We start from the raw sequence: 22,937 nt of genomic DNA, 5'->3' as shown, positions 1-22,937 counted from the left end.
GTTAGAATTCACATTTGATATTAAATCCGAAGCTGCGGGTGGTCGGCAGTCCATAGACCTCGATACCCTGGTTGTCGTTTCCGGTGGAAAGGATTAAATCGGGATCGAAGGGCGCATCCTTATATATAAAGAAGAGATTACGCGCGACAAACGAGAGGTGTACCTGGCTGAAGGCACGGCTTGCAGCCATCCATTTCTCCGGCAAGCGGTAACCGAGGGAGAGCTCGCGCAAACGGATATTGGTAGCGTTATACATATAATATTCCGTCACACCGGCACGCCCGGCTACGACATTCTTATAAAAGCCTTCGACATTCTCGATCTTATGTCCTTCGAGCATCACGTAACCGGCATCACGGGCGGCTGCCGTCTCTTTCGTCACACCGAAGAGGTCCATATCCGCCTGTGTCTGCGAGAGGATATCGCCTCCGATACGGCTGTCGATCAGGAAAGAGAGGGTGATGTCACGATAGCTGACCGTATTGCTCCAGCTGAGGTTGAGTTTCGGATTGCAGTTGCCGACTTTGATGAGATTGCCTTCGCCCTCGACTTGCGGCAAGCCCTTCTTCTCCCCTTCCGTCTCGTAGAGGATTTGTCCGTCCGCATCCCGGCGGAAGGCTTTACCGTAGATATCGCCGAAAGCACCTCCCTCTTTCAGCTTCATAGCATAGCTGGATGAGAAGCCGCTGGGACCGTAGACAAAGACCGGCAACTCTTCGTGCAGCTTCATCACCCGGTTCTTGTTAGCTGAAAGGTTCAGTTCGCTCTTCCAGGTAATATCTTGCCGCATGACGGGGACACCTCCGAGAGTAACTTCCCACCCCCTGTTACGGATATCTCCGGCATTGACATAGCGATAGGCATACTTGTCGCCGGAACGGGCAGGGAGCTTGAAGAACTGGTTGCGTGTATTGGTCTGATACCAAGTCGCACTCAAATTCAGGCGGTTGTCAAAGAGACGCCATTCGGTACCCAACTCGACAGAGGTCGTCATCTCCGGCTTCATATCTTCAAAAGGGGCGGCATCGGCATATTCGATCTCGCCTCCCGCACCGACATGCGACACGGGATTGGTGACATAAAGCGGTATATCGTTGCCGACCTTACTCCACACGGCACGTAGCTTGGAAAAGGAAACCCATTCGGGTAGCGGCAGTGTCTTGTCCATGATCCAGGCCGCCCCTATCGAGGGATAAAAGAAGCCGGAACCTTCGTGCGGCGTATAGGCTAATGTGCTCGCCCAGTCGTTGCGGGCGGTCAGGTCGAGGATCAAGGTTTCCTTATAACCAACCTGCGCAGTGGCAAAGAGTGACTGCATCTGACGGCGGGCGTCGATCTGCTGATTGATGTAAGCCGAGCCGTTCATATTGATGTTAGCGATATTAAAAACGTTCGCATACTTAAGCGAGGCAGTCTTGGAATCGTAGCGAAGGGAGTTAACCGTCTTGTCGTTGATACTGGCGCCGATGGCTCCCTGGAGGGAAAAGTCACTGAACTTCTTCTCGAACAGGGCCATTACGTCACCATAGAACATCGTCTCCTGATAGTCCATCTCAATATAACGCCCGTTCACTCCGGCAAGGGCGGGGGCGGTAGAAGCATAAAACTTCTGGCGGATCTTGTCCGAGACATTATCAGCACTTCCACGGGCTTGCAGGCGGAACCAGTCCGTTACCTTCAGTTCAGCGGTCAGCGAAGCCATCGTCCGGTTACGAAGGTCCTTGCTCTGGATGCGGTTGACGACCCAATAGGGATTCTGCTCGAAGTCCTCTGTTCCCGAATGCCAGTTCTGGACGTACAGGTTACGCGTCTCGTCCCACACTTCGAAATGGTCACGATACTCGGAGATGTCTTTGCCCCGCGGAAAACGGTAAAGACCGACCAGCGCGTTCATATAGAAACCACCGCTCGGATTGCGATCGTTGATAATCTGACGGAAGAGGTTGACGTTCGCATCCAGCTTCAGGCGGTCGCCGAATAGTTTGGCGGTCTCCCGGAAATTTATATTGTGTTTCCTCAACCGGTTATTCTCCATGATACCCTTACTGGTCGTATTGGCATAAGAGAAATAAGTTTGATAGCGTTCGTTACCGGTGCTGACGGAGAAGGCAGTCATGGAGTTGAGACCGGTGCGGAAGAAATCGCCGGTATTATCATAAGCCGGCATAGCCTGTTTCGCGCCCCAGCTCTCCACGCCGTTGCTCTCGCCATACGTGTTCTGGAATTCGGGTAGACAAAAGGCCTTGTCGAAGATGAGGCTGGTGGAGAAAGTGATCTTCCTGACGTCTGTCCGGCCTTTTTTTGTTGTGATGAGGATAACACCATTCGCCGCCTGACTTCCATATAAAGCAGCGGCAGGAGAGCCTTTCAGAATACTGATACTTTCCACGTCTTCCGGATTGAGGTTGGAAATACCGTCGCCCCCGTCACGGTTGCCGGCATCAGCGGTACCGCCGATAGCGGTAAAGGCTTGCTCATTGGAAGTGTTCAAGACCGGTACGCCGTCTATCACATATAACGGCTGGTTGTTTCCGGCTACGGAACGGACACCGCGCATCAGCACTTTGGCTGAACTGCCCAGGCCGGAAGAGGTCTTGTTCACCTGCATACCGGCAACCTTGCCTGCCAGCGAAGTAATCATGTTCGGGGCTTTCACACGCGTCAGCTCCTCACCGTCCACCTGTTTGACAGAATAGGTCAAGGCGGATTCTTTCCGCTTGAGACCCAAAGCAGTCACGACAACTCCATCAAGCTGAAGGGCGTCTTCCGACATCTTGATATACAGGTATTGTTGCCCCCGGACAAGGATTGCCTGGGACTCATATCCGATAAAAGAAATTGTTATTATCGAATTGTCCGTAACAAAGAACGTGAAGTCTCCGTTTACATCAGCGATAACACCGTTAGTGGTACCGTTTTCCACGATATTGGCGCCCGATAACGGTTTCCCGCTTTCATCCACAACTTTCCCGGAGACCTTGACCTTAGACACCTGAGCTTGTAAAATATGTAGCTCCTTACCAATCGCTTCATTACCCCCATAAGCATATACTGATCCACACAACAGAAACAACAGGAAAATACTCCCTGACAAATATCTCATTTCGCCTATCCTTTCGTTAAACCTACGGCAAAGATATATAAAAAAAGTCATAGTTACGACTTAGTAAAATCATAACTATGACTGGACAGGCTTACAGCAATAAAGCTGATATACAGATAGAAAGCTTAGAAACTATACTGTACGGCGAGATTCATCCGATTGGCGTGGCGTTTGTCGCTGTTGAAGTCGGTTCGCCAGCCGCGAAGATATTCAGCCCCCACCTGTAAATCGGAAGTAATATTCCAAAAAAGTGTTGCATTCAGATATTGTCCGTAACGGTACTGGCCGGACGGGGTGGCGGGGTAACCGTTATGGCTGTACAGGCGGGATTGCCCGTAGGTACTGGTAAGAAACACCTTCGGACAGATGTTATATTGCAGCCCGGCAAACCAGCCCATCATCGGAAGGACCTGCATCCGACCTTCCTTCTCCGGGTTCGGAACGACATCGACATCCAACATACTCATATCGTTCAAGAACTGCCCGATACCTTTCCCATAAACACCCTGGCCATACACTTGGAGGCATTTCGTTACGTTGACCGTGGCAGATGCCAATACTCCCCAGCCGGTTTCGGACTCCGCTTTGTGGGCTGTCAGGTTGTCGTATGTCATGCTGCGGATAATACCTGCTACGCGGATGTGGCTCTTGGGGTTCCAGCTATATTGCAGGTAGACGGGGAAGTTGGGCATCCGCTGTTTGGTGATGCTGACATGGTCGTTCGTCAAGCCGTCCACAACCGGCATTTCCACACCGATACCGGCTTTCAGCCCCTTGGCAAGCGCATGTTCATAGCGAATCTGGGTAGCATGATAGATAGACAACCCGTTCGGACCGGCAAAGTCGATCGTTGCAGGCACATTGCCCAAGTCCATGAACGAACCGTAATCGTAACCGACCGTGAAACCGCGAGCCGACATATAAGCATTCCGAAGCTCGAAGGTCTTGCCACCTCCCCCACGGAAGTTACCGGCTGTGTAAACGACAAAGTCACCCAGCAGGTCTGTATGCCCGACCAGCTTCAGGAAAATCGTACTGGTCGTCGCGTCCATCTGAAACTGGTTCCGTACGTAAGACTGCCCTTTACTTGGGATCAGGGCCGGATAGAAATCTATATTATCGGAAATACCGCCAAAGTCATATTCGGCTGCCAATTTCACATATCCGCCGATACCGAGTGCAAACTTGCCTTTCCGGTCTGTCAGCAAGAAACGGGGGGCTTTCGGTTCGTGGAAGCGGGGGCTCTGTGTTTCATTCATGATGCGGATAATCTCGTCGCCCGCCTTGTCAATGGAGACAAACATGACGGTGTTGGGCTCATTATCCTCAACCACAACTTTCTGGGCCTGGGAATGGGCAGAAACCAGTCCCATTCCGAGCAGTAGAACTGCGCTTTTCAACAATGTTTTCATAAATGTGCTTTTTGTTTAGATGAATTTCAGATTTGAACAGATACCAGCGTAAAAGGTTGTGTTAAATGATTGCTTTAACGAGTAAATATCACTATTTTTGTTGCCGTAATAAAAAAATAAGAAGAAGATGAAGAAGCTGTTTGCTATGTGTTTAGTCGCCTTTTCGGCTCTCATATCCGTTCATTTGCAAGCGCAAGAGGTTGAAACGCTGGTTCAGATCGATACCGACATGGGAAAGATTAAAGTAAAACTCTTTAATGACACACCCCAGCATCGTGATAATTTTATCAAAAACGTGAAGGAACACCGCTACGACGGACTGTTGTTTCACCGTGTCATCAAACAATTTATGATACAGGCCGGCGACATTAATTCAAAAGACGCCCCGATGGAACAACATTTAGGAGACGGCGACCTGGATTATACCATCCCGGCAGAGATTGTCTTCCCAAAGTATTTCCATAAACGCGGTATGCTGTGCGCGGCCCGCACCGGTGACGACGAAAATCCCGAACGCGCCTCATCGGCAACCCAATTTTATATCGTGACCGGTAAGTTCTTCACGGAAATGGAACTGGATAAAATGGAGCACGAACAAGGCATCACCCTTACGCCCGAACAACGGCAAGCCTATATGCTGGAAGGCGGCACGCCGCATCTGGACGGGAAATACACAGTTTTCGGCGAAGTCATAAAAGGGATGAAAGCGGTAGACAAGATACAGTTCATCGAAACAAATGGAGAAGACCGCCCTGTCAAGAACATCAAAATCAAATCAATGACGATTGTCAATAAATAAACAACAAAACATGGAAACAACAGAAACATTGGTGGTCATGGATACCACATTGGGAGAAATAAAAATCAAATTATATAACGACACGCCGCAACATCGCGACAACTTTATCAAGCTGGCAAAAGCCGGACAGTACGACGGGCTGCTGTTTCACCGTGTCATCAAAGACTTCATGGTGCAGGGTGGCGACGTCACTTCCAAAGACGCCCCGATGAACAAGCAGTTGGGTGCCGGCGACCTGGGATATACCGTACCTGCCGAATTTATCTATCCGAAGTATTTTCACAAAAAGGGAGCGATCTGTGCTGCCCGTACCGGAGACGAAGTTAACCCGGAGAAAGCGTCGTCCGCTTCCCAGTTCTATATCGTGACGGGCAAGAAATATTCGGAAGCCGAACTCGGCCAAATGGAAAAACAGTTGGAAGGACGCCTGAAACAGGCAATCTTCAACCGTCTGCAAACGGAACATAAGCCCCAGATCATGGAGCTGTACCGCAGCGGCAATAAGGAAGAGTTGGCAATCCTGCGCGACACCCTGATCGGAAAGACCGAACTGGAAGCCGAAAAGCGGAAAGACGAAACCAAAATGCCGGCGGAACTGCGCGAAACATACAAAACGATTGGCGGTGTCCCCTTCCTCGACAACCAATATACGGTGTACGGCGAAGTGGTAGAAGGACTGGACGTGGTAGACGCAATCCAGCAAGTAAAGACAAATAAACAGGACCGCCCGACAGAAAATGTAGTAATCAAGTCGGTAAAGGTTTTGGAATGACACAGCTTTCGGTCTATAAAGAACATTATAAAGAAACAATACGCCTGGGTGTCCCGATTATGTTGGGACAGTTAGGCATTATTATTGTCGGTTTCGCCGATAACATTATGGTCGGGCATCACAGTACGCCTGAACTGGCGGCCGCCTCTTTCGTCAACAACTTCTTCAATCTTGTTTTCATTGCCGGGATGGGATTCTCCTACGGGCTCACGCCTATTATCGGAGGATTCTTCGCCCGGAAGGAATATGCCAAAGCCGGCGAAACGCTAAAAAACAGTCTTTTTATCAACTTCATTGTCGGTGTGCTGCTCTGCCTCTGTATGCTGGCACTGCTGCTGAACATCGAGATACTGAAACAGCCGGAAGAATTGATGCCTTATATCGTGCCTTACTATATACTGCAACTCTTCTCGGTGATATTCGCGATGCTCTTCAACTCGTTCAAACAGTTCAGCGACGGGACGACCGATACCCTCACCCCCATGTGGATCATGCTGAGTACGAACGTCCTGAACATTATCGGTAATTACCTGCTTATATACGGTAAATTCGGTTGCCCGGAATTAGGGCTTACCGGCGCCGGCATCTCGACCCTAACCAGCCGTATCCTGACATTCGTAATCTTTTGCATCCTGTTTGCGAAACACACGCGCTACAAAGCCTATCTGGAAGGATTCAAAAAGGGGACGGTCAATAAGCTGAACTTAGGCAATCTGATCCGCCTCGGCCTGCCGGTGGGATTCCAGATGGGAGTCGAAACCGGTTCTTTCAGCCTGAGCGTGATCATGATGGGCTGGTTAGGCAGCACAGCTCTTGCCGCCCACCAGGTGGTAGGCGTAATCACTACGCTCGGCTTTATGATCTATTACGGGATTGCGGCGGCGGTCACCATACGGGTAAGTGCCTATAGGGGATGGAACGACTGGTCGAACGTACGACACGCCTCTTTTGCCGGCCTGCATCTGATTATGGCTACGGCGCTTATAGTCGTACTCCTGATCCTGGCCTTCCGTAACACGATGGGTTACATCATCACGCCCGAAAAGGAGGTAGTCGAGATGGTGGCATTGCTCGCCTGGTCGGTTATCCTCTATCAGTTCGGAGACGGATTACAGATACTTTTCGCCAATGCCCTCCGGGGTATCGCAGACGTAAAATACATGGCCTACATGGCTTTTGTCTGTCATTTTGGATTAGCGCTGCCAATTGGTTATCTTTGTGGCTTCACATTAGGTTGGGGAGCTATCGGAGTATGGTGCGGTTTTCCGGTCAGCCTGACAACACTTGGGATATTGCTATGGAGACGCTTTAATAAATTGACAATAAAATAACTTATGACTAAAGATATAACAACAGAACACGTTTTCTGTGACTTGCGCTACCTGACACTGTTAGCACGCAGTTTTCCGACAGTAGCCGATGCCAGTACGGAGATCATCAACCTGGAAGCTATCCTGAACCTGCCGAAAGGAACGGAACATTTCCTGTCCGACCTGCATGGGGAGCACCAGGCTTTCAACCATGTGCTCAAGAATGCCTCCGGCGCGATCAAGCGGAAGGTAAACGAGATATTCAGCAATACGCTGCGCGACTTCGAGAAAAAAGAACTTTGCACGCTGATCTACTATCCGGAACAGAAGTTGGAGCTGGTCCGGCAGCACGAAAAGGATATGGACGACTGGTGCCTAATCACCCTGAACCAGCTGGTACGCGTATGCCGGAATGTCTCTTCCAAATACACCCGTTCGAAAGTGCGTAAGGCGTTGCCGAAAGAGTTTTCCTATATTATTCAGGAACTGTTGCACGAATCATCCGACGAGCCGAACAAATCGGCCTATGTGGACCAGATTATCAATACGATCATCTCCACCGGACGCGCCAACGACTTCATCATCGCCATGTGTAACCTGATCCAACGCCTGACAATCGACTTGTTGCACATCATCGGGGACATCTACGACCGCGGACCGGGAGCGCACATCATCATGGATACTCTCTGCAACTACCATAACTTCGACATCCAATGGGGTAACCACGATATTCTCTGGATGGGTGCTGCCGCCGGTAATGCCGGAAGTATTGCCAATGTCATCCGTATGTGTATGCGCTACGGAAACCTGGCAACCCTGGAAGACGGTTATGGTATCAATCTCCTGCCACTCGCCACTTTTGCGATGGAGGTATATGGCGATGATCCCTGCGAACTGTTCATCCCCCGCACCAATGCTTCGGATGCCACTTTCGACGAAAAGACAACCCAACTGATCGCCCGTATGCACAAAGCGATCACGATCATACAATTCAAGTTAGAAGGCGAAATCATCCGCCGTCGTCCGGAATTTCTGATGGACGACCGCTTGCTGCTTCACCACATCGACTTGAAACGCGGAACGATCCGCATCGAAGGAAAGGAATATGAACTGCGAGATAAAAACTGGCCGACCCTCAATGCCAAAGACCCGTATGCCCTCTCCATTGAAGAAGAAGAGTTGATGCGCCGTATCAAACACTCGTTCGAATGCAGCGAAAAACTGAAGAAGCATATGCGTTGCCTGTTCACGCACGGCAGCATGTATCAGGTCTGCAACTCGAACCTGCTGTTTCATGCTTCCGTCCCGATGAATCCGGACGGGACACTCAAAGCGGTCCGTATCGAAGGAACGGAATATAAGGGGAAAGCCCTTTTAGACAAAGTAGACCAGTTGGTGCGTACCGCCTACTTCGATGCAGACGGCAGTCCGGAAAAGGATTTCGCAATGGATTACATCTGGTATCTGTGGGAAGGGAAAGACTCTCCCCTTTTCGACAAAAGCCGGATGGCGACGTTCGAACGCTGTTTCATCAACGACAAATCTGTACAGAAAGAGGAAAAAGGGGCCTACTACACCCTGCGGGAAGAAGAATCGGTCTGCGACATGCTGTTGGACGAGTTCGGCGTGACAGGCCAACACCGGCATATCATCAACGGGCACGTTCCGGTCCGTTCCATCAAAGGTGAAAATCCGATCAAGGCTAACGGTAAACTGCTCGTGATCGACGGCGGCTTCTCTAAGGCTTATCATCCGGAGACGGGTATTGCCGGATATACGCTGGTCTACCATTCACGCGGTTTCCAGCTTGTCCAACACGAGCCGTTCATGTCGACCGACCAGGCAATCAAGGAGGGAAAAGATATCCTGTCGACAACGATAGTGGTAGAACTCAACTCACATCGCCAAATGGTAAAAGATACCGACAAGGGCGCCGACCTGCAAAAACAGATCCACGACCTTGAGAAACTTCTATACGCTTTCCGTAACGGCTTTATTAAAGAGAAAGAACGTAATAACGAATAAAAAAACACCAGTCATGGACCGCGAGAAACTGAAGGGACATATCCTGATATTGATCACCAATATCCTGTTTGCCGTCAATATGCCGATATCCAAATATCTGCTGCCGACGCATGTTCCACCCGAAGGGCTTACTATTATGCGCATGGCTTTTGCCTGCGTGATGTTCTGGGTCGTTTCCCTGTTTGTCCATAAAGAGAAAGTTCCGCTGAAGGACCTGGGAATGCTCTTTGTCTGTGCCCTCTGCGGTGTCGGCATCAATCAAGGGTTATTCATCGTGGGACTAAACCGTTCTTCTCCTGTCGATGCCTCTATTATTGCGACTGCCGTGCCGATTTTTGTCTTGTTGTTAGCGGCAGTCATCTTGAAGGAGCCTATCACGCGGAAAAAATCATTCGGAGTATTCATGGGTGTAAGCGGAGGCTTGCTACTTGTCTTCAGCTCCACACAGTCGGCCGACAGTGTCAGCAGCCTGGACGGGGATGTCATGATGATTATCAGCGGACTGATGTATGCCATTTATCTGGTATTATCCAAGCCGCTCTCACTCCGTTATTCATCAGTCACGATGATGAAATGGATGTTCCTGTTCACAACCTTGGCATTAGTGCCGTTCACCTTCCGGCACGTACTGGACGCACCAGCTTTTCACCGGGAGGTATGGGATTTCACCGAACTGAGTGCAATCTTTTATGTCCTTTTCGGAGCGACTTTCCTCCCCTACCTGCTTATCCCGATGTCACTGAAGCGAATACGCCCGACAACCGTCAGCATGTATAATTACGTACAACCGATCGTCGCCTCACTGATTGCTGTCATGATCGGACAAGACACATTTTCCTGGCAAAAGTTTCTCTCTGCAATCCTGGTCTTTACAGGCGTTTACCTCGTGACGCAGAGTAAGAGCCGGGCGGATTTGGAGAAAGAAAAGCACAACAAGTCTGTTTTATAAGGACTGCGTTGTTCTTTTTGGCGCAATATTGAACTTTTATCTGTCAATTTTCAACTTTCTAACAAAAATATGCTTGCATTTGAAAAATAATGCGTAATATTGCCGACGTAAAAATAAACACAAGAGAAATCGCAAATGACATTAACAGGTTTTACATATCATACCTGGGCACTGACAATGACCCCTTGGGGGGTTTAGCATATACAAATAAACAAGTGCGGAGACCACGTCCCGCTTTGTTGCAATTCTCACATTGCATTCATTTCTTTTTTCAAATCAATAAATTATTAGTAAACAACTGGTATTCGCAAGCCGGCATAGCCACTTGCCAACTGCCAACTAAATAAATACATATCGATGAAAGTATTGAAATTCGGCGGAACATCCGTAGGTTCCGTGAATAGCATCCTGAGTGTAAAGAAAATAGTGGAGGCTATTGAAGAGCCCGTAATCGTCGTCGTATCCGCCCTCGGAGGCATTACAGACAAACTGCTGAACACAGCCTCGATGGCAACAAACGGCGATGTCGGATACGAAAGAGAGTTTTCTGAAATTATCACTCGCCACCTGGATGTTATAGAAGGAGTTATCCCAGATAAAGACAGACGGATCGAAGTCCAGAAACAGGTAATGGCCCTGCTGGACGAACTGGGGAATATTTACAAAGGTGTGTACCTTATTAACGATCTGTCTGCCAAGACATCCGACACGATTGTCAGCTATGGAGAACGTATCTCATCCCTGATCGTATCGAATGTGATAAACGAAGCAAAACTGTTCGACTCACGTAAGTTTATCAAGACAGTCAAACAGTTCAACAAACATATCGTAGATTTTGAGCTGACAAACAAACTGATCAAGGAAACATTCAATCCGCTTCCCAAAGTTTCGCTGGTTCCCGGCTTCATCTCAACCAGCGCAGAAGGGGAAGTGACAAACCTGGGACGTGGAGGATCCGATTATACCGCTTCCATTCTGGCTACCGCATTAGATGCCCGCAGGCTTGAAATATGGACGGATGTCGACGGTTTCATGACTGCCGACCCGCGTGTGATCAGCTCAGCCTACGTAATCGACCGGTTGACATTCACCGAAGCGATGGAGCTTTGTAACTTCGGTGCGAAAGTGATTTATCCTCCGACGATCTACCCCGTTTACCATAAGAATATTCCGATCCGCATTTTGAACACATTCAATCCGACGGCTCGCGGAACTTATATTTCCAAAGAGAAAATAAAAGATGAAGGCAAAGCCCTGATCAAAGGTATCTCTTCTATCAACGACACCTGCCTGATCACAGTACAGGGTTTGGGTATGGTAGGCGTAATCGGCGTAAACTACCGCATATTCAAGACTTTGGCAAAGAATGGCATAAGCGTGTTTATGGTATCGCAAGCCAGTTCGGAAAACAATACGACATTCGCTGTCCGTAACGCGGATGCAGACTTGGCAGTCAAAGTGCTGGACGAAGAGTTCGCCCTCGAACGTGCGCAAGGTGACATGAGCGACACCGTAGCCGAAAAAGACCTGGCAACAGTCGCCATCGTCGGTGAGAACATGAAACGGACACCGGGTATTGCCGGGAAGCTGTTCGGTACGCTCGGAAGAGCCGGTATCAGTGTGATCGCCTGTGCGCAAGGTGCTTCCGAAACAAACATCTCGTTCGTTATCAAGCTGAAATACCTGCGGAAAGCGTTGAACTCCATTCACGACTCCTTTTTTCTGTCAGAATACAAGGTATTGAACCTGTTCATCGCAGGTGTCGGAACTGTAGGCGGCAACCTGTTAGAACAAATCCGTATCCAGCAGCTCAAACTTATGCAGAACGGTTTAAAGCTGAATGTAGTCGGAATAGCCAACAGCAAACACGCTCTTTTCTCCCGCGAAGGACTGAACCTGGAGACTTGCATAGAGGAGCTGAAAAAGAACGGTGAAGTAAGTTCGCCGGAGCATCTGAAAGACGAAATTCTGAAAATGAATATCTTTAATTCGGTTTTCGTAGACTGTACGGCAAACCAGGCAGTATCCGATCTCTATGAAGAGTTGCTGAATAATAACGTATCCGTTGTTGCAGCGAATAAGATCGCAGCCTCTTCTTCCTACAACAATTATTCCAACTTGAAAGAAATCGCCCGCCATCGCGGTGTCAAGTTCCTGTTCGAAACGAATGTCGGTGCAGGACTGCCGATTATCAATACGATGAACGACCTGATCAACAGCGGTGACCATATCCTGAAACTGGAATCAGTCCTTTCCGGTACGCTCAACTACATATTCAACACGCTGAGCGCCGATATTCCTTTCAGTAAGGCGATCATGATGGCTAAGGAAGAAGGATATTCCGAACCGGACCCGCGTATCGACCTGAGTGGAAAAGACGTAATCCGTAAACTGGTTATCCTGACCCGTGAAGCCGGCTACAAGGTTGAAGAGGAAGACGTACAGCGTCATCTTTTCATCCCCGACAAATATTTTGAAGGCACGCTCGATGATTTCTGGCGGAACATACAGAAACTGGATGCCGAATTTGAAGCAAAACGCCAGCAATTAGAGACAGAAGGCAAACGCTTCCGTTTTGTAGCCAAAATGGAAAACGGAGCCTGTGAAGTCGGCTTGCAGGAGGTAGATGCGCACCACCCGTTCTATGAACTGGAAGGCAGCAACAACATCATCATGATCTCCACCGAACGGTATCACGAATATCCCATGATCATCAAAGGATATGGGGCAGGTGCCGACGTAACGGCAGCAGGCGTATTCGCCGACATTATTTCGATCGCAAACATTCGATAAAAGATGAAAAGTATAATCATTCTGGGAGACGGGATGGCCGACGAGCCGATAGAGGCTTTAGGCGGCAAGACGCCAATGCAATATGCAGACACTCCTTATATGGACAGGCTGGCTGAAATGGGCGTGACCGGACGCTTGAAAACCGTTGCCGACGGTTTCCATCCGGGAAGTGAAGTGGCAAATATGGCAGTTTTGGGCTACGACCTTCCGACCGTATATGAAGGCCGCGGCGTATTGGAAGCCGCCAGTATCGGATATGAGCTGAAACCGGGGGAAATGGCGATGCGCTGTAACCTGATCTGTGTGGAAGGCGATATCCTGAAAAACCATTCATCCGGACATATCACAACCGGTGAGGCGGACGAACTGATCCGCTTCCTGAACGAGAAATTAGGCTCCGACCGCGTACATTTCTACACGGGTGTGTCTTACCGCCATCTGTTAGTGATCAAAGGAGGTGACAAACGCTTGGATTGCACGCCTCCTCACGATGTACCCCTCCATCCTTTCCGTCCCCTGATGGTTAAGCCGGAAGTGCCGGAAGCACAGGAAACGGCCGATCTGCTGAACGAGTTGATTCTGAAATCGCAAGAGATATTGAAGGATCATCCCGTCAACCGGAAACGTGTTGCCGCCGGGAAAGATCCGGCAAACAGCATTTGGCCCTGGTCGCCCGGATATCGCCCGGCCATGAAGACTATGCAGGAAATGTATGGCTTCAAGCAAGGCTCCGTGATCTCTGCCGTCGACCTGATCCGCGGTATCGGCGTATACGCCGGACTGAAAGTGATCGATGTGGAAGGCGCTACCGGACTGTACGACACCAACTACGAAGGAAAAGCGCACGCCGCTCTCGAAGCCCTGAAAACAAACGACTTCGTCTATCTCCATGTGGAGGCCAGTGACGAAGCCGGACACGAAGGCGACGTGGATCTGAAAATAAAAACGATCGAGAACCTGGACAAGCGGGCGATCGGCATTATTTTCGAAGAATTGCAGAAATGGGACGAGCCAGTTGCAATAGCCGTACTTCCGGATCACCCGACTCCCTGCGCCATCCGTACCCATACAAACACCCCGGTTCCTTTCCTGATCTACAAACCGGGACAGGCACCCGACGCTGTCACCCGTTTCGACGAGTGTTCCGTTCTGAAGGGTAAATATGGCATTTTAGAGAAAGACGAATTTATAAAAGAGTTATTATGAAATATTACAGCACAAATAAGCAAACTCCCTTTGCCTCATTGGAAGAAGCCGTTGTAAAAGGGCTCGCCGGTGACAAAGGGCTATATATGCCCGAACGCATCGTCAAATTAGACGAGGATACGATCGGCAATATGAAGAACCAATCTTTCCACGAAATCGCCTGCACTGTGGCACAGGCATTCTTTGGTGAAGACATCGATGCCGGTACCTTGAATGAGATCGTAAAAGACACGCTGTCGTTCGAGACTCCGGTGGTACACGTCGACGATAACATCTACAGCCTCGAACTGTTCCACGGTCCGACACTGGCCTTTAAAGATGTCGGCGGCCGTTTCATGGCACGTCTGCTGGGACATTTCATCAAAAAAGAAGGGCTGAAACAAGTTAACGTATTGGTTGCCACTTCGGGAGATACAGGCAGTGCCGTTGCCAACGGATTTTTAGGTGTGCCGGGCATCCATGTGTATGTGCTCTATCCCAAAGGAAAGGTAAGCCCGATCCAGGAATGCCAGTTCACGACATTAGGACAGAACATTACCGCATTGGAAATAGACGGTACGTTCGACGATTGCCAGGCATTGGTCAAGTCGGCCTTTATGGACGACGAGCTGAACCGCCACATGAAACTGACATCGGCCAACTCGATCAACGTTGCCCGTTTCCTTCCGCAATCATTCTACTATTTCAATGCATACGCACAATTAGACAAGATCGGCAAGGCGGATGAATTGGTCATTTCTGTTCCCAGCGGAAACTTCGGAAACATCACAGCCGGGTTGTTCGCCAACCGGATGGGATTGCCCATAAAGCGCTTTATTGCCGCCAACAACCGCAATGATGTATTCCTCGAATATCTGAAAACAGGCATTTACACCCCGCGTCCTTCCGTTGCAACGATAGCCAACGCAATGGATGTAGGCGATCCAAGCAATTTTGCCCGTATCCTGGATCTGTTTGGCAAGAATGGCAACCCGCATCAGGAAATCAGCCGACTGATAAGCGGCTATCGTTTCACAGATGAAGAAATCGCCGTTACCATGAAGCAGGTCTACACAAAAACCGGTTATTTGCTCGATCCGCATGGTGCATGTGGTTATCAGGCGTTAATTGAAAACAAGCTCGCCCCCGGTGAAACAGGCGTATTCCTGGAAACGGCCCACCCGGCGAAGTTCAAAGGGACGGTAGACAGTATCCTGGAAGCGGATATTGAAATACCGGCAAAGCTAAAAGCCTTTATGCAAGGGACAAAACAAAGTATCGAGCTGAAAAAGGATTTCGAGGGTTTCAAGTCCTACCTGATGAAACAATAATAGTAAAGAGAATGCATCAAAGTCCCATTTATAGCGTCTGTACCTTGGCGGACTTGCTCCGCCATCTCATACTAAATTGATGCATCCTCTTTATTTTTCATTCAATGGCCCAGTCTTTCATCTCATACATATCCGTGTATTCTTCCCATTCGGGATCAACCTCCGTATAAATAGAGATCGGCAACTCTTCAAACGGAGCCAATGCTTCGTTCAGCCGTTCACCGAAAACACGGACGGTACGAGTGTAATAGACCCATATCTTCTCTCCTCCTCCGGTATATACCCCCGTCAGGATTGAAAGCTTATCCTTTTCCATTGCCTTGCGCAAGGCTTCCTGTATCTCTTCCATCTTTTCAGCCAATGCTTCGGAAGGCATTCCCTTGTCGTCACCTTCATATTTCCAGGTGATTTCCACCCGTTCCTTGAACTTGCCCGACTGCACAAATTCGGTTAGTTCGTCACGGCCGGAAACAGTGACCAACTGTCCGGATTCATTCTCTGAAAGAGCGGTAAACCATTCGTTACTTAGTTTCATATCAATATCAATTATTCTACAAAAATAGATATTATTTATGAGATCAGGCGTCTATACAAAGCAGTTATCTTTTATCTTTGTCCTCAAAATAGAAAATATAATAATTCTTTTAGACAATGATCAGACCGGTACAACTCCAGGATGCAAAAACGATTACAGATATCTACAATGAATATGTCTTGCATAGCGTAGCAACCTTCGACACGGAACCCTTACAGGAAGAAACGATGCGTTCACGGATAGCTGAAATCTCCGCCCATTTCCCTTATTTTGTTTACGAAGTGGATAACAAAGTGGTCGGATACTGCTACGCCCATCCCTGGAAAGAGCGCGCCGCCTACAGATATACGCTGGAAACAACCGTTTACCTGTCACCGGAAAGTACAGGAAAAGGCATCGGGAAGCAATTGATGGTAAAGCTGATCGACGAATGTCGCCAAAAAGGATTTCACGCCCTGATCGCCTGCATCACGGAAGGGAATGAAGCCAGCAACATATTACATGAAAAACTCGGATTCAAACAAGTCTCCCGCTTCGAAAAAGTAGGACTGAAATTCGACCGTTGGCTGGATGTCGTGGACTATGAGTTAGTGTTGGCACCCTAAATAGCAGCTTCTTTCTTCCGTTTCTTCCACAGTTGGTAGCTATTGAAAATATTTTGCCACATATTATATAACAGCAATCGTATTCAACTGATTATCAACAAAGAAACCCACCAATTACTAATAGCGGGTAACAAAATAGTAACAAAAAAAAACGAAGAGATTCGCTTAGTGGTGGGCTTCTTATGCAAAGGTAACAAAAGGCAGACTATCCGCAAAAATAAAGCTGGCGAAAAGAGAAACAATATTTTTCTTTTCGCCAGCATCTATCTCGCTGTCGGTATAAAGAGGTTTAGTCCGTTTTGGATATATAGACAAAGGAACGGACTAAACTTACTTAAACGTATCGCCAAACTTCTTGCTATGTATAGTGTTTATCATTCAATCAATTCAAAATCATGTTTTCCAAACTCATTTCCGTTGATTATTACAGCAACCTGATGAAGTCCGAAGTGGAATTTTCTTGTTGTTACCACACGAAAAGAATGTTTTCGAGTAATTTGTGTTACAGAATTTCCTGCATATTCTTTTTCACTGATTTTGTGAACTTTCTTTGCTAACGTTCCATTTGCTTTTTGGTAGTAAACTCCATATTCAAGTCGTATTTTATTTTTTTCATTGTTATTATTCAGCAAGTTAAAGCTAAACTCTAACGCATCTCCAACTTTAACTTTAGGTATTGAAAATTGAAATTTCTCAATGCTGATATTTTTAATAGAATCAAAGCCGAACAATTTCATAACCTCTGGGTTTCCTTGTTTTAAGAGTGTTCGACAACCGTGTTTAATAACCCAGTCCACCTCTTCCGACTCCCCTTTCCATCTTTTTGCCAAATTAATCACCGTTTCAGGATTATCTTTCGCAATATCATTTAGATTATTGGCAACACTCAATCGCACAAATCTTGATGGGTCGTTTTTAAGGTTCTCCAAAATCGGAATAATTGGCGCAGGGTTTTCTTTCAAATTTGGTAAAGCCATTGCCCAAGGAAGACGTGGACGGCAACCTTCTGACGCTAACCGTCTTACTCCCCAATGTTCGTGTCTCGACCAAACTAACATTTGTTCCATCATCTTATCCTTGTATTTTACAATAAAAGGATGAGTAACAAACTCGCAACTTGTAAACTGAGTAATTTTTTCTATCGCTTTAATAGAGGTCTCATAATCATCTATTCCATATTGTTCTACATAATTATCCAAAATTGCCCCATATTCCAACGTTAATAAGCCGAAATTCTTATCGTCTATTTTTGAAAAATCAGGTAGCATATTTTTTACATAGTCCAACAATTCAAGTATTTTAGCAATAGCATCTTTGTAATCTACTGGTAAAAACTTTTTCAGAACTGCCGTAATGTGCATAATACGCTGCTTATATTTCCTATTTTTCCACTCATCATCCATTATCTGGGATACAAATTCACAAGCATTAAAATCGTGGATAACAAGTTGTAAGTCTTTCGTAAACCGGTCGAAAAATTGCTCGTTATACATATCTTTAAAAGATTCTGCCATATTTTTATCTTATATTTAAAAACTACAGATATTGCATTTGCATAAGTTCACGCATTATTCCCTCATTGACTTGATTCTGAAAACAAGAACACAAAAGCCAAATCCAATATAGCATTGAACTTGACTTTTCCACTGAAATACAATATAACAAAGATACTAAAATTCTGTACCTCTGATTTGCTTCTGCCCTTGTTTCATCTGCACGAACTACTTCAATCTATTGAATTATTCTTTGAACTAATCGTTAATATTAATACAGTTGATATTCGAAAAATCACTTATCAAACTGATGAAAGATCTTAGCAATAACAGTCCAACCTTTATCAAGTTTAATAAATGATAGATAGTCATTGCAATCAGACCCGACAGCATCCTTTTCCATAACAATTCGTACAACTGCGGTGGTTGGTGTTATGTCAAGCACATCTATATGATAAACTATTTCAGGGGATTTACCATAATCTTTAATAAAATCAGCAGTAGGATTACTGGCCCCCCCCATAAGTTCACCATTGACAGTGCCATAGGTCACACAATCTTTATGGAAGATTTCAGCTAACATATCAACGCTGCCAATTCGTAAAGCTTCGACATATTTAGTGGCTACGTTAATGACATTATTATACTCATTTGCTGATACTGTTCTTTGATTCATAATCTATTCCTCCTAATTAAAGTTTGCAATTTACAATTTCGATGGTGCAAATATACCGATAATATTTGAGATTCAAACTCCTTACTCCCATTGAATTGATTTTGAGAACATAAAACACAAAAAGCCAAATCCAATATAGCATTGAACTTGACTTTTCTACTAAAATGCAATAAAACAAAGAGGTTAAAATCTTATACCTCTATTTTTCTTCTGCTCCAATTTCACCTGCGAGGGCTGTTTTAACTTATCAAATTGCTCTTTAAACCAATCGCTAATATTGATACGGTTGATACTCAAGAACAATTTATTCCTGTCTGCCGGTTCCGCTTTCACTTGAACCAAAACACGGTCTGCCGCAAAGTTCCGACCATACTCTTCGGAATGGAGCTTTCCGCTATACTCCAATGAAGCACCTACTACCAAAGTCGCTGTTTGTTCGGCAGTAAAACCAATCAAACGGCACATTTTTTCAATAAGGAATAACTCTTTCAATAAGGGGACCCATACACAAGCCTTTTGGATGATACGGTTAAGACGTGAAATTTTCTTATCTTTTTCGTTCAGTAGTTCAATGTGCTTCGCCTGTACTTCAGTCAATTCCTTGCAGTGTTGTTTCTGCTGCTCCTGCATCATAGTTTGCAGTTTTTCTATGCTTTCGTCCCGAGTGGCAACTTCCTCATACAACTGCCTGTTCTCCTGTTTCAACTCCTTAATTTCACCACTCCCCAAAAAAGAACCGACCTTTGCTATAATAGCGGTTTTCGCTTCGGTCTTGACCGCTTCCAGCCTGTCAGTTTTGATTTCTTTCTTAACCTGCTTTAGCTGTTTTTCCGCTTCGTCCTTTGCACTTTGAAGCTGTTGCACACCTGTTTCAAGTTCTCCCGTCTGCCGTTTCAAATCACGGTAATACTGAGCAGTAGTAACGTGACGTGCTTCCGAGCCACGCACTCCACGATGCAAACCGTATTTATCCATGATTTTGGAGTAGTCATCATGGTAACCTATCAACTTGTCACGGTTCAATACATCATCAGCACACAGTCGGGCTGCATCCGCTTTCTTTCGGTAGGAACGCTTACCCTCCGTTTGCTTCAGCTTTGCCTTCCTGCGCTCTCCCGTTACTATTGGTACGATGGTAGCGTGTATGTGGGGCGTAGTTTCGTCCATGTGCAGAACTGCTGAAACGGTATTCTCCCGTCCGAAAGTCTTGTGTAGCCATTGCATACTGTCGTTGCACCATTCATCCATACGCCCGTCTTGCTGTATCTTCATCATATCCTCGTGTGTTCCCGACATCATGACACGGACAGCCCTTACTTGGTCGGGGGTAATCTTCCGTTTGATGCCTGCCGACCTGATGCGATGCGCTATCGCTTCGTCACGTACCGCCACACCTTCGGGAAGTTCCACCAGTTCCCGATTGAGATGTGTACGTGTAGGATCCACATTCGGAGCTATCACCCTGCGCTCGATATGGTCGGACATACGAGCGTCGGATGCTCCCTTTGCTTTCTTGAAATCAAGAGTGAAATATCCCATGTTGTAATCTGTTTTTCGTTAGACAATTCCGTTTGCCTTGCACATTCGCCGCATGGCTCACGGGGTTTCAAAAGGGGCATCGCCCCTTTGCTCGATAGGGTGTTTTTAGCGGTGCTTGCACTGCGTGAAGAAAACGCCCTATTGAGCTATGGCTTTTCTTTACTCAAAAGCCTGCGGGCTGCGTGCGGCTACATCCTGAACCCTCTGCCTTTCTTTTTGACTGGTTGTTGTTCCTGCCTGTCGGCTTGTTTGACCGTCTGTGATTGCTTGGTCTGCTGTGTCAAGTCTGCCGACTGTACCAACCGTTTCCCACACAAATAATCATTCAAATCTTTATAGCCACTATAAATGCGCGAGGAATCACGGACACGGAAACTGTACTCTTTATAAAGTTCCTGTACGGCTCTTATTCCTGCCGTATCATTGTCGAAAAAACAATGTATTCTCTCATAGTTCCCCAACGGGTACAAGGCTTTGGAAAGATTGGAAACAGAGTTCAGAATAAGATAGTCCTGCTTGTCAAAGTCGGGATAATCAGGACAATTTTTCTGTCGCAAGGTCAGAAAAGAAAGATAGTCCATAAACCCCTCGAACACATAGCAGGTTTCTTTAGGTTCTCCAGTCTGCCGTATATGGGTGATGTCTTTAGGAGCTATGCAGCCTTTAAAATATTTATTGCGTACCTCATAACCTCCCGATGCGTTAGGAAAGCCGATGGCAAAGTTCCATTTACCGTTAAGCGAGAAACGGACTTCCATACATTCTTTTTTCGCAAGTGCTATATTTATGCCTCTATCCTGCAAGTATGCAAACAAAGCAGGAGAAGAAAGCGGTACTGTTTCCAAATATTGGAAACTCGGTTGCGTTGATGACTGCTGGCGAAAGGAAAAAGAAACGGGACGGATAGAGGGGCTTTGCTCCGCTATACGGTCTAAAAGGTAGGGTAAACTGTCGGATGCGTAAAGTTCTTGTGCCAATGCAAGGATGTTGCCGCCTTTTCCTGCTCCAAAGTCATACCACAAATTGCGGTCTGTATTCAGTTTGAAAGAAGGCTCTTGTTCCTCTCTCAACGGTGATTTATACCAAAGACTATTGCCCTGTTGCTTTATCGGATTATAGCCTAAACTGTGCAGATAGTCTGCCAACTTTATATTTTTGGATTCTTCGATTGTCATAATCTGAATGTATTGGTGAATGAATAATTGAATCAGTTCTGTTTAGTCCGCTATATATACACCTGAACTGTACTAAACTTATCTTGTACTTAATCGTACAATGAAAAGAAGTTCATTCCTTCTATATATACACACGGACTAAACCAAACTTGCTTTTAGTAGTGGAAATCAGAATTGAACTTGTAGCCTTTCCCCTCTTTTACTATCATGCGCTTGTTTACAAGGAATTTGTTCAAGTCCACGAGAATATTGCGCCCACGTTCAAAACCGATACTTGCGTAACCTTTTTTCAAGGCTGCGATAACATTGGGATAGCCTTGCACTACATCCTTTCCAAATCCGTTTGCCAACGCTTCACGGTGCTGTTGCTCCGTAAGTTCCGTAAGCGGAAAGTTGCGGTTCTGCTTGGGTTGTTCAAAAACATAGTCTTTCACAACTTCGGGCAATGCAGTTTCATTGATGCGAAATGCAAACGGTTCAAAGTCCTTGTCCCGAATGTGCATCGCCTTTACTTCGCTAATATCCACATCCTGCGTGCTTTTGGTTATCTGTAGGACGGTTTCAGCCTTGTTGTTAAGTTCCGTCCCGATATGCCCACGTGTATTATCATCCCCTTTATTCAAGTGTAATACTGTGTGAATATGCAAATTATACTCACTTGACCACCGCATTAAAAGATTGATGAGGTCGGATGATTCGCTGGGGCTGTTGATGTCGTACATCAAATCACGGATGCCGTCTATAATAACAAGACCTATACCTTCCATATTGGCAAGCATATAGTCTATTATCTGCTTTCGCTTGTCGGGTGTACATTCCCTCAACACGACAAAGATAAAATCCTCTCTATCTTTATCGGTAGGAAGACCAGCCAAACGCATGATGCGTTCCATTACCTTATGGCAGTGGTATTTGCTCTGCTCTGTGTCCACATATAGAATTTTACGCTTGTTTTCGGGCAGGAACGCTGAATATTGCAAAACTTCATCATTCTTCAATGCCGCTGCCACAATAGCAGAAATATTGAACGTCTTTTTGCTCTTGGCTTTACCTGTGGATGCGCTGAAATTTCCCAGTGTGCCAATAGTCGAACCATTTACCCAAAGTATTTCGGGGGGTACATCATAAGTATCGGTAATCTTCAAATGAATGGTTTTCCAAAGAACGGCAAAATCTTCTCTTGTCATTGCTGCATCCTCTTTCTTCTTTTCCGTCACTTTTTTGTCTTCCATAGT

The 22,937-nt window shown here is 46.7% G+C and carries 17 protein-coding genes; 9 read left to right on the top strand and 8 right to left on the bottom strand.

Annotation, left to right across the window (positions count from 1 at the left end; all coding sequences use genetic code 11):
* Position 1: 1 nt before the first annotated feature.
* Positions 2-3,103, bottom strand: coding sequence for a SusC/RagA family TonB-linked outer membrane protein (locus DWW90_RS10785; protein ID WP_122344971.1), 3,102 nt, complete (start codon positions 3,101-3,103; stop codon positions 2-4).
* A 125-nt stretch (positions 3,104-3,228) separates the two neighbouring features.
* A complete protein-coding gene (locus tag DWW90_RS10780; RefSeq protein WP_122344970.1) occupies positions 3,229-4,515 on the bottom strand; it encodes a DcaP family trimeric outer membrane transporter in 1,287 nt (428 codons plus the stop codon).
* A gap of 127 nt (positions 4,516-4,642) precedes the next feature.
* On the opposite strand from DWW90_RS10780, the gene DWW90_RS10775 reads away from it, so the two are divergent.
* The 8 genes from DWW90_RS10775 to thrC all read left to right on the top strand — a co-directional run bounded on the left by DWW90_RS10775 (position 4,643) and on the right by thrC (position 15,679).
* Entirely contained in the window at positions 4,643-5,314 is a 672-nt protein-coding gene (locus DWW90_RS10775) for a peptidylprolyl isomerase (protein ID WP_122344969.1), read from the top strand.
* Positions 5,315-5,324: 10 nt separating this feature from the next.
* Positions 5,325-6,086 (top strand): peptidylprolyl isomerase, encoded by a 762-nt coding sequence (locus DWW90_RS10770; protein ID WP_122344968.1) that lies wholly within the window; start codon positions 5,325-5,327, stop codon positions 6,084-6,086.
* Positions 6,083-7,417, top strand: a complete 1,335-nt coding sequence (locus DWW90_RS10765; protein ID WP_122344967.1) for an MATE family efflux transporter — start codon at positions 6,083-6,085, stop codon at positions 7,415-7,417. The genes DWW90_RS10770 and DWW90_RS10765 overlap by 4 nt, the downstream gene beginning before the upstream one ends.
* A 3-nt stretch (positions 7,418-7,420) precedes the next feature.
* Entirely contained in the window at positions 7,421-9,421 is a 2,001-nt protein-coding gene (locus tag DWW90_RS10760) for a fructose-1,6-bisphosphatase (RefSeq protein ID WP_122344966.1), read from the top strand.
* Between the two features lie 13 nt (positions 9,422-9,434).
* Positions 9,435-10,370: a DMT family transporter gene (locus DWW90_RS10755; RefSeq protein WP_233547706.1), complete on the top strand. Its 936-nt coding sequence runs from the start codon at positions 9,435-9,437 to the stop codon at positions 10,368-10,370.
* A gap of 357 nt (positions 10,371-10,727) precedes the next feature.
* Positions 10,728-13,163 (top strand): bifunctional aspartate kinase/homoserine dehydrogenase I, encoded by a 2,436-nt coding sequence (gene thrA, locus DWW90_RS10745; RefSeq protein ID WP_122344965.1) that lies wholly within the window; start codon positions 10,728-10,730, stop codon positions 13,161-13,163.
* 3 nt (positions 13,164-13,166) lie between these two features.
* Positions 13,167-14,369, top strand: a complete 1,203-nt coding sequence (locus DWW90_RS10740) for a cofactor-independent phosphoglycerate mutase (protein WP_122344964.1) — start codon at positions 13,167-13,169, stop codon at positions 14,367-14,369.
* Positions 14,366-15,679, top strand: a complete 1,314-nt coding sequence (thrC, locus tag DWW90_RS10735; protein ID WP_122344963.1) for a threonine synthase — start codon at positions 14,366-14,368, stop codon at positions 15,677-15,679. Before DWW90_RS10740 ends, thrC begins: the two co-directional genes overlap by 4 nt.
* A gap of 97 nt (positions 15,680-15,776) precedes the next feature.
* On the opposite strand, the gene DWW90_RS10730 is transcribed toward thrC, so the two are convergent.
* Positions 15,777-16,214: a DUF695 domain-containing protein gene (locus tag DWW90_RS10730; protein ID WP_115499439.1), complete on the bottom strand. Its 438-nt coding sequence runs from the start codon at positions 16,212-16,214 to the stop codon at positions 15,777-15,779.
* Positions 16,215-16,330: 116 nt separating this feature from the next.
* On the opposite strand from DWW90_RS10730, the gene DWW90_RS10725 reads away from it, so the two are divergent.
* Positions 16,331-16,819: a GNAT family N-acetyltransferase gene (locus DWW90_RS10725; RefSeq protein ID WP_122344962.1), complete on the top strand. Its 489-nt coding sequence runs from the start codon at positions 16,331-16,333 to the stop codon at positions 16,817-16,819.
* A gap of 374 nt (positions 16,820-17,193) precedes the next feature.
* Here DWW90_RS10725 and DWW90_RS10720 read toward each other — a convergent pair whose 3' ends face one another.
* The 5 genes from DWW90_RS10720 to DWW90_RS10700 all read right to left on the bottom strand — a co-directional run bounded on the left by DWW90_RS10720 (position 17,194) and on the right by DWW90_RS10700 (position 22,934).
* Positions 17,194-18,333, bottom strand: coding sequence for a DNA alkylation repair protein (locus DWW90_RS10720; protein WP_122344961.1), 1,140 nt, complete (start codon positions 18,331-18,333; stop codon positions 17,194-17,196).
* Between the two features lie 274 nt (positions 18,334-18,607).
* On the bottom strand, positions 18,608-18,988 hold the full coding sequence (locus tag DWW90_RS10715) for a nuclear transport factor 2 family protein (protein WP_122344960.1): 381 nt from the start codon (positions 18,986-18,988) through the stop codon (positions 18,608-18,610).
* Between the two features lie 183 nt (positions 18,989-19,171).
* Entirely contained in the window at positions 19,172-20,527 is a 1,356-nt protein-coding gene (gene mobV / locus DWW90_RS10710) for a MobV family relaxase (RefSeq protein WP_122344959.1), read from the bottom strand.
* A gap of 188 nt (positions 20,528-20,715) precedes the next feature.
* Complete coding sequence (locus DWW90_RS10705; RefSeq protein ID WP_122344958.1) at positions 20,716-21,702, bottom strand: toprim domain-containing protein; 987 nt, start codon at positions 21,700-21,702, stop codon at positions 20,716-20,718.
* A 155-nt stretch (positions 21,703-21,857) separates the two neighbouring features.
* Positions 21,858-22,934, bottom strand: a complete 1,077-nt coding sequence (locus tag DWW90_RS10700; RefSeq protein WP_122344957.1) for an AAA family ATPase — start codon at positions 22,932-22,934, stop codon at positions 21,858-21,860.
* Positions 22,935-22,937: the final 3 nt, after the last annotated feature.

This window comes from Parabacteroides sp. AF17-28 (genome assembly GCF_003479205.1).
Classification (GTDB): domain Bacteria; phylum Bacteroidota; class Bacteroidia; order Bacteroidales; family Tannerellaceae; genus Parabacteroides; species Parabacteroides acidifaciens.
Note: the sequence above shows the minus strand (reverse complement) of the source record. Positions and strands in the feature narration are given on the sequence as shown.

Bases quoted from the DNA above. Each gene is read 5' to 3' on its own strand.
- DWW90_RS10700 (WP_122344957.1), bottom strand. From the start codon at position 22,934: ATGGAAGACAAAAAAGTGACGGAAAAGAAGAAAGAGGATGCAGCAATG.
- DWW90_RS10720 (WP_122344961.1), bottom strand. From the start codon at position 18,333: ATGGCAGAATCTTTTAAAGATATGTATAACGAGCAATTTTTCGACCGG.
- DWW90_RS10765 (WP_122344967.1), top strand. From the start codon at position 6,083: ATGACACAGCTTTCGGTCTATAAAGAACATTATAAAGAAACAATACGC.
- DWW90_RS10785 (WP_122344971.1), bottom strand. From the start codon at position 3,103: ATGAGATATTTGTCAGGGAGTATTTTCCTGTTGTTTCTGTTGTGTGGA.
- DWW90_RS10780 (WP_122344970.1), bottom strand. From the start codon at position 4,515: ATGAAAACATTGTTGAAAAGCGCAGTTCTACTGCTCGGAATGGGACTG.
- DWW90_RS10760 (WP_122344966.1), top strand. From the start codon at position 7,421: ATGACTAAAGATATAACAACAGAACACGTTTTCTGTGACTTGCGCTAC.
- DWW90_RS10755 (WP_233547706.1), top strand. From the start codon at position 9,435: ATGGACCGCGAGAAACTGAAGGGACATATCCTGATATTGATCACCAAT.
- mobV (WP_122344959.1), bottom strand. From the start codon at position 20,527: ATGGGATATTTCACTCTTGATTTCAAGAAAGCAAAGGGAGCATCCGAC.
- thrA (WP_122344965.1), top strand. From the start codon at position 10,728: ATGAAAGTATTGAAATTCGGCGGAACATCCGTAGGTTCCGTGAATAGC.
- DWW90_RS10770 (WP_122344968.1), top strand. From the start codon at position 5,325: ATGGAAACAACAGAAACATTGGTGGTCATGGATACCACATTGGGAGAA.
- DWW90_RS10715 (WP_122344960.1), bottom strand. From the start codon at position 18,988: ATGAATCAAAGAACAGTATCAGCAAATGAGTATAATAATGTCATTAAC.
- DWW90_RS10725 (WP_122344962.1), top strand. From the start codon at position 16,331: ATGATCAGACCGGTACAACTCCAGGATGCAAAAACGATTACAGATATC.
- DWW90_RS10730 (WP_115499439.1), bottom strand. From the start codon at position 16,214: ATGAAACTAAGTAACGAATGGTTTACCGCTCTTTCAGAGAATGAATCC.
- thrC (WP_122344963.1), top strand. From the start codon at position 14,366: ATGAAATATTACAGCACAAATAAGCAAACTCCCTTTGCCTCATTGGAA.
- DWW90_RS10775 (WP_122344969.1), top strand. From the start codon at position 4,643: ATGAAGAAGCTGTTTGCTATGTGTTTAGTCGCCTTTTCGGCTCTCATA.
- DWW90_RS10705 (WP_122344958.1), bottom strand. From the start codon at position 21,702: ATGACAATCGAAGAATCCAAAAATATAAAGTTGGCAGACTATCTGCAC.
- DWW90_RS10740 (WP_122344964.1), top strand. From the start codon at position 13,167: ATGAAAAGTATAATCATTCTGGGAGACGGGATGGCCGACGAGCCGATA.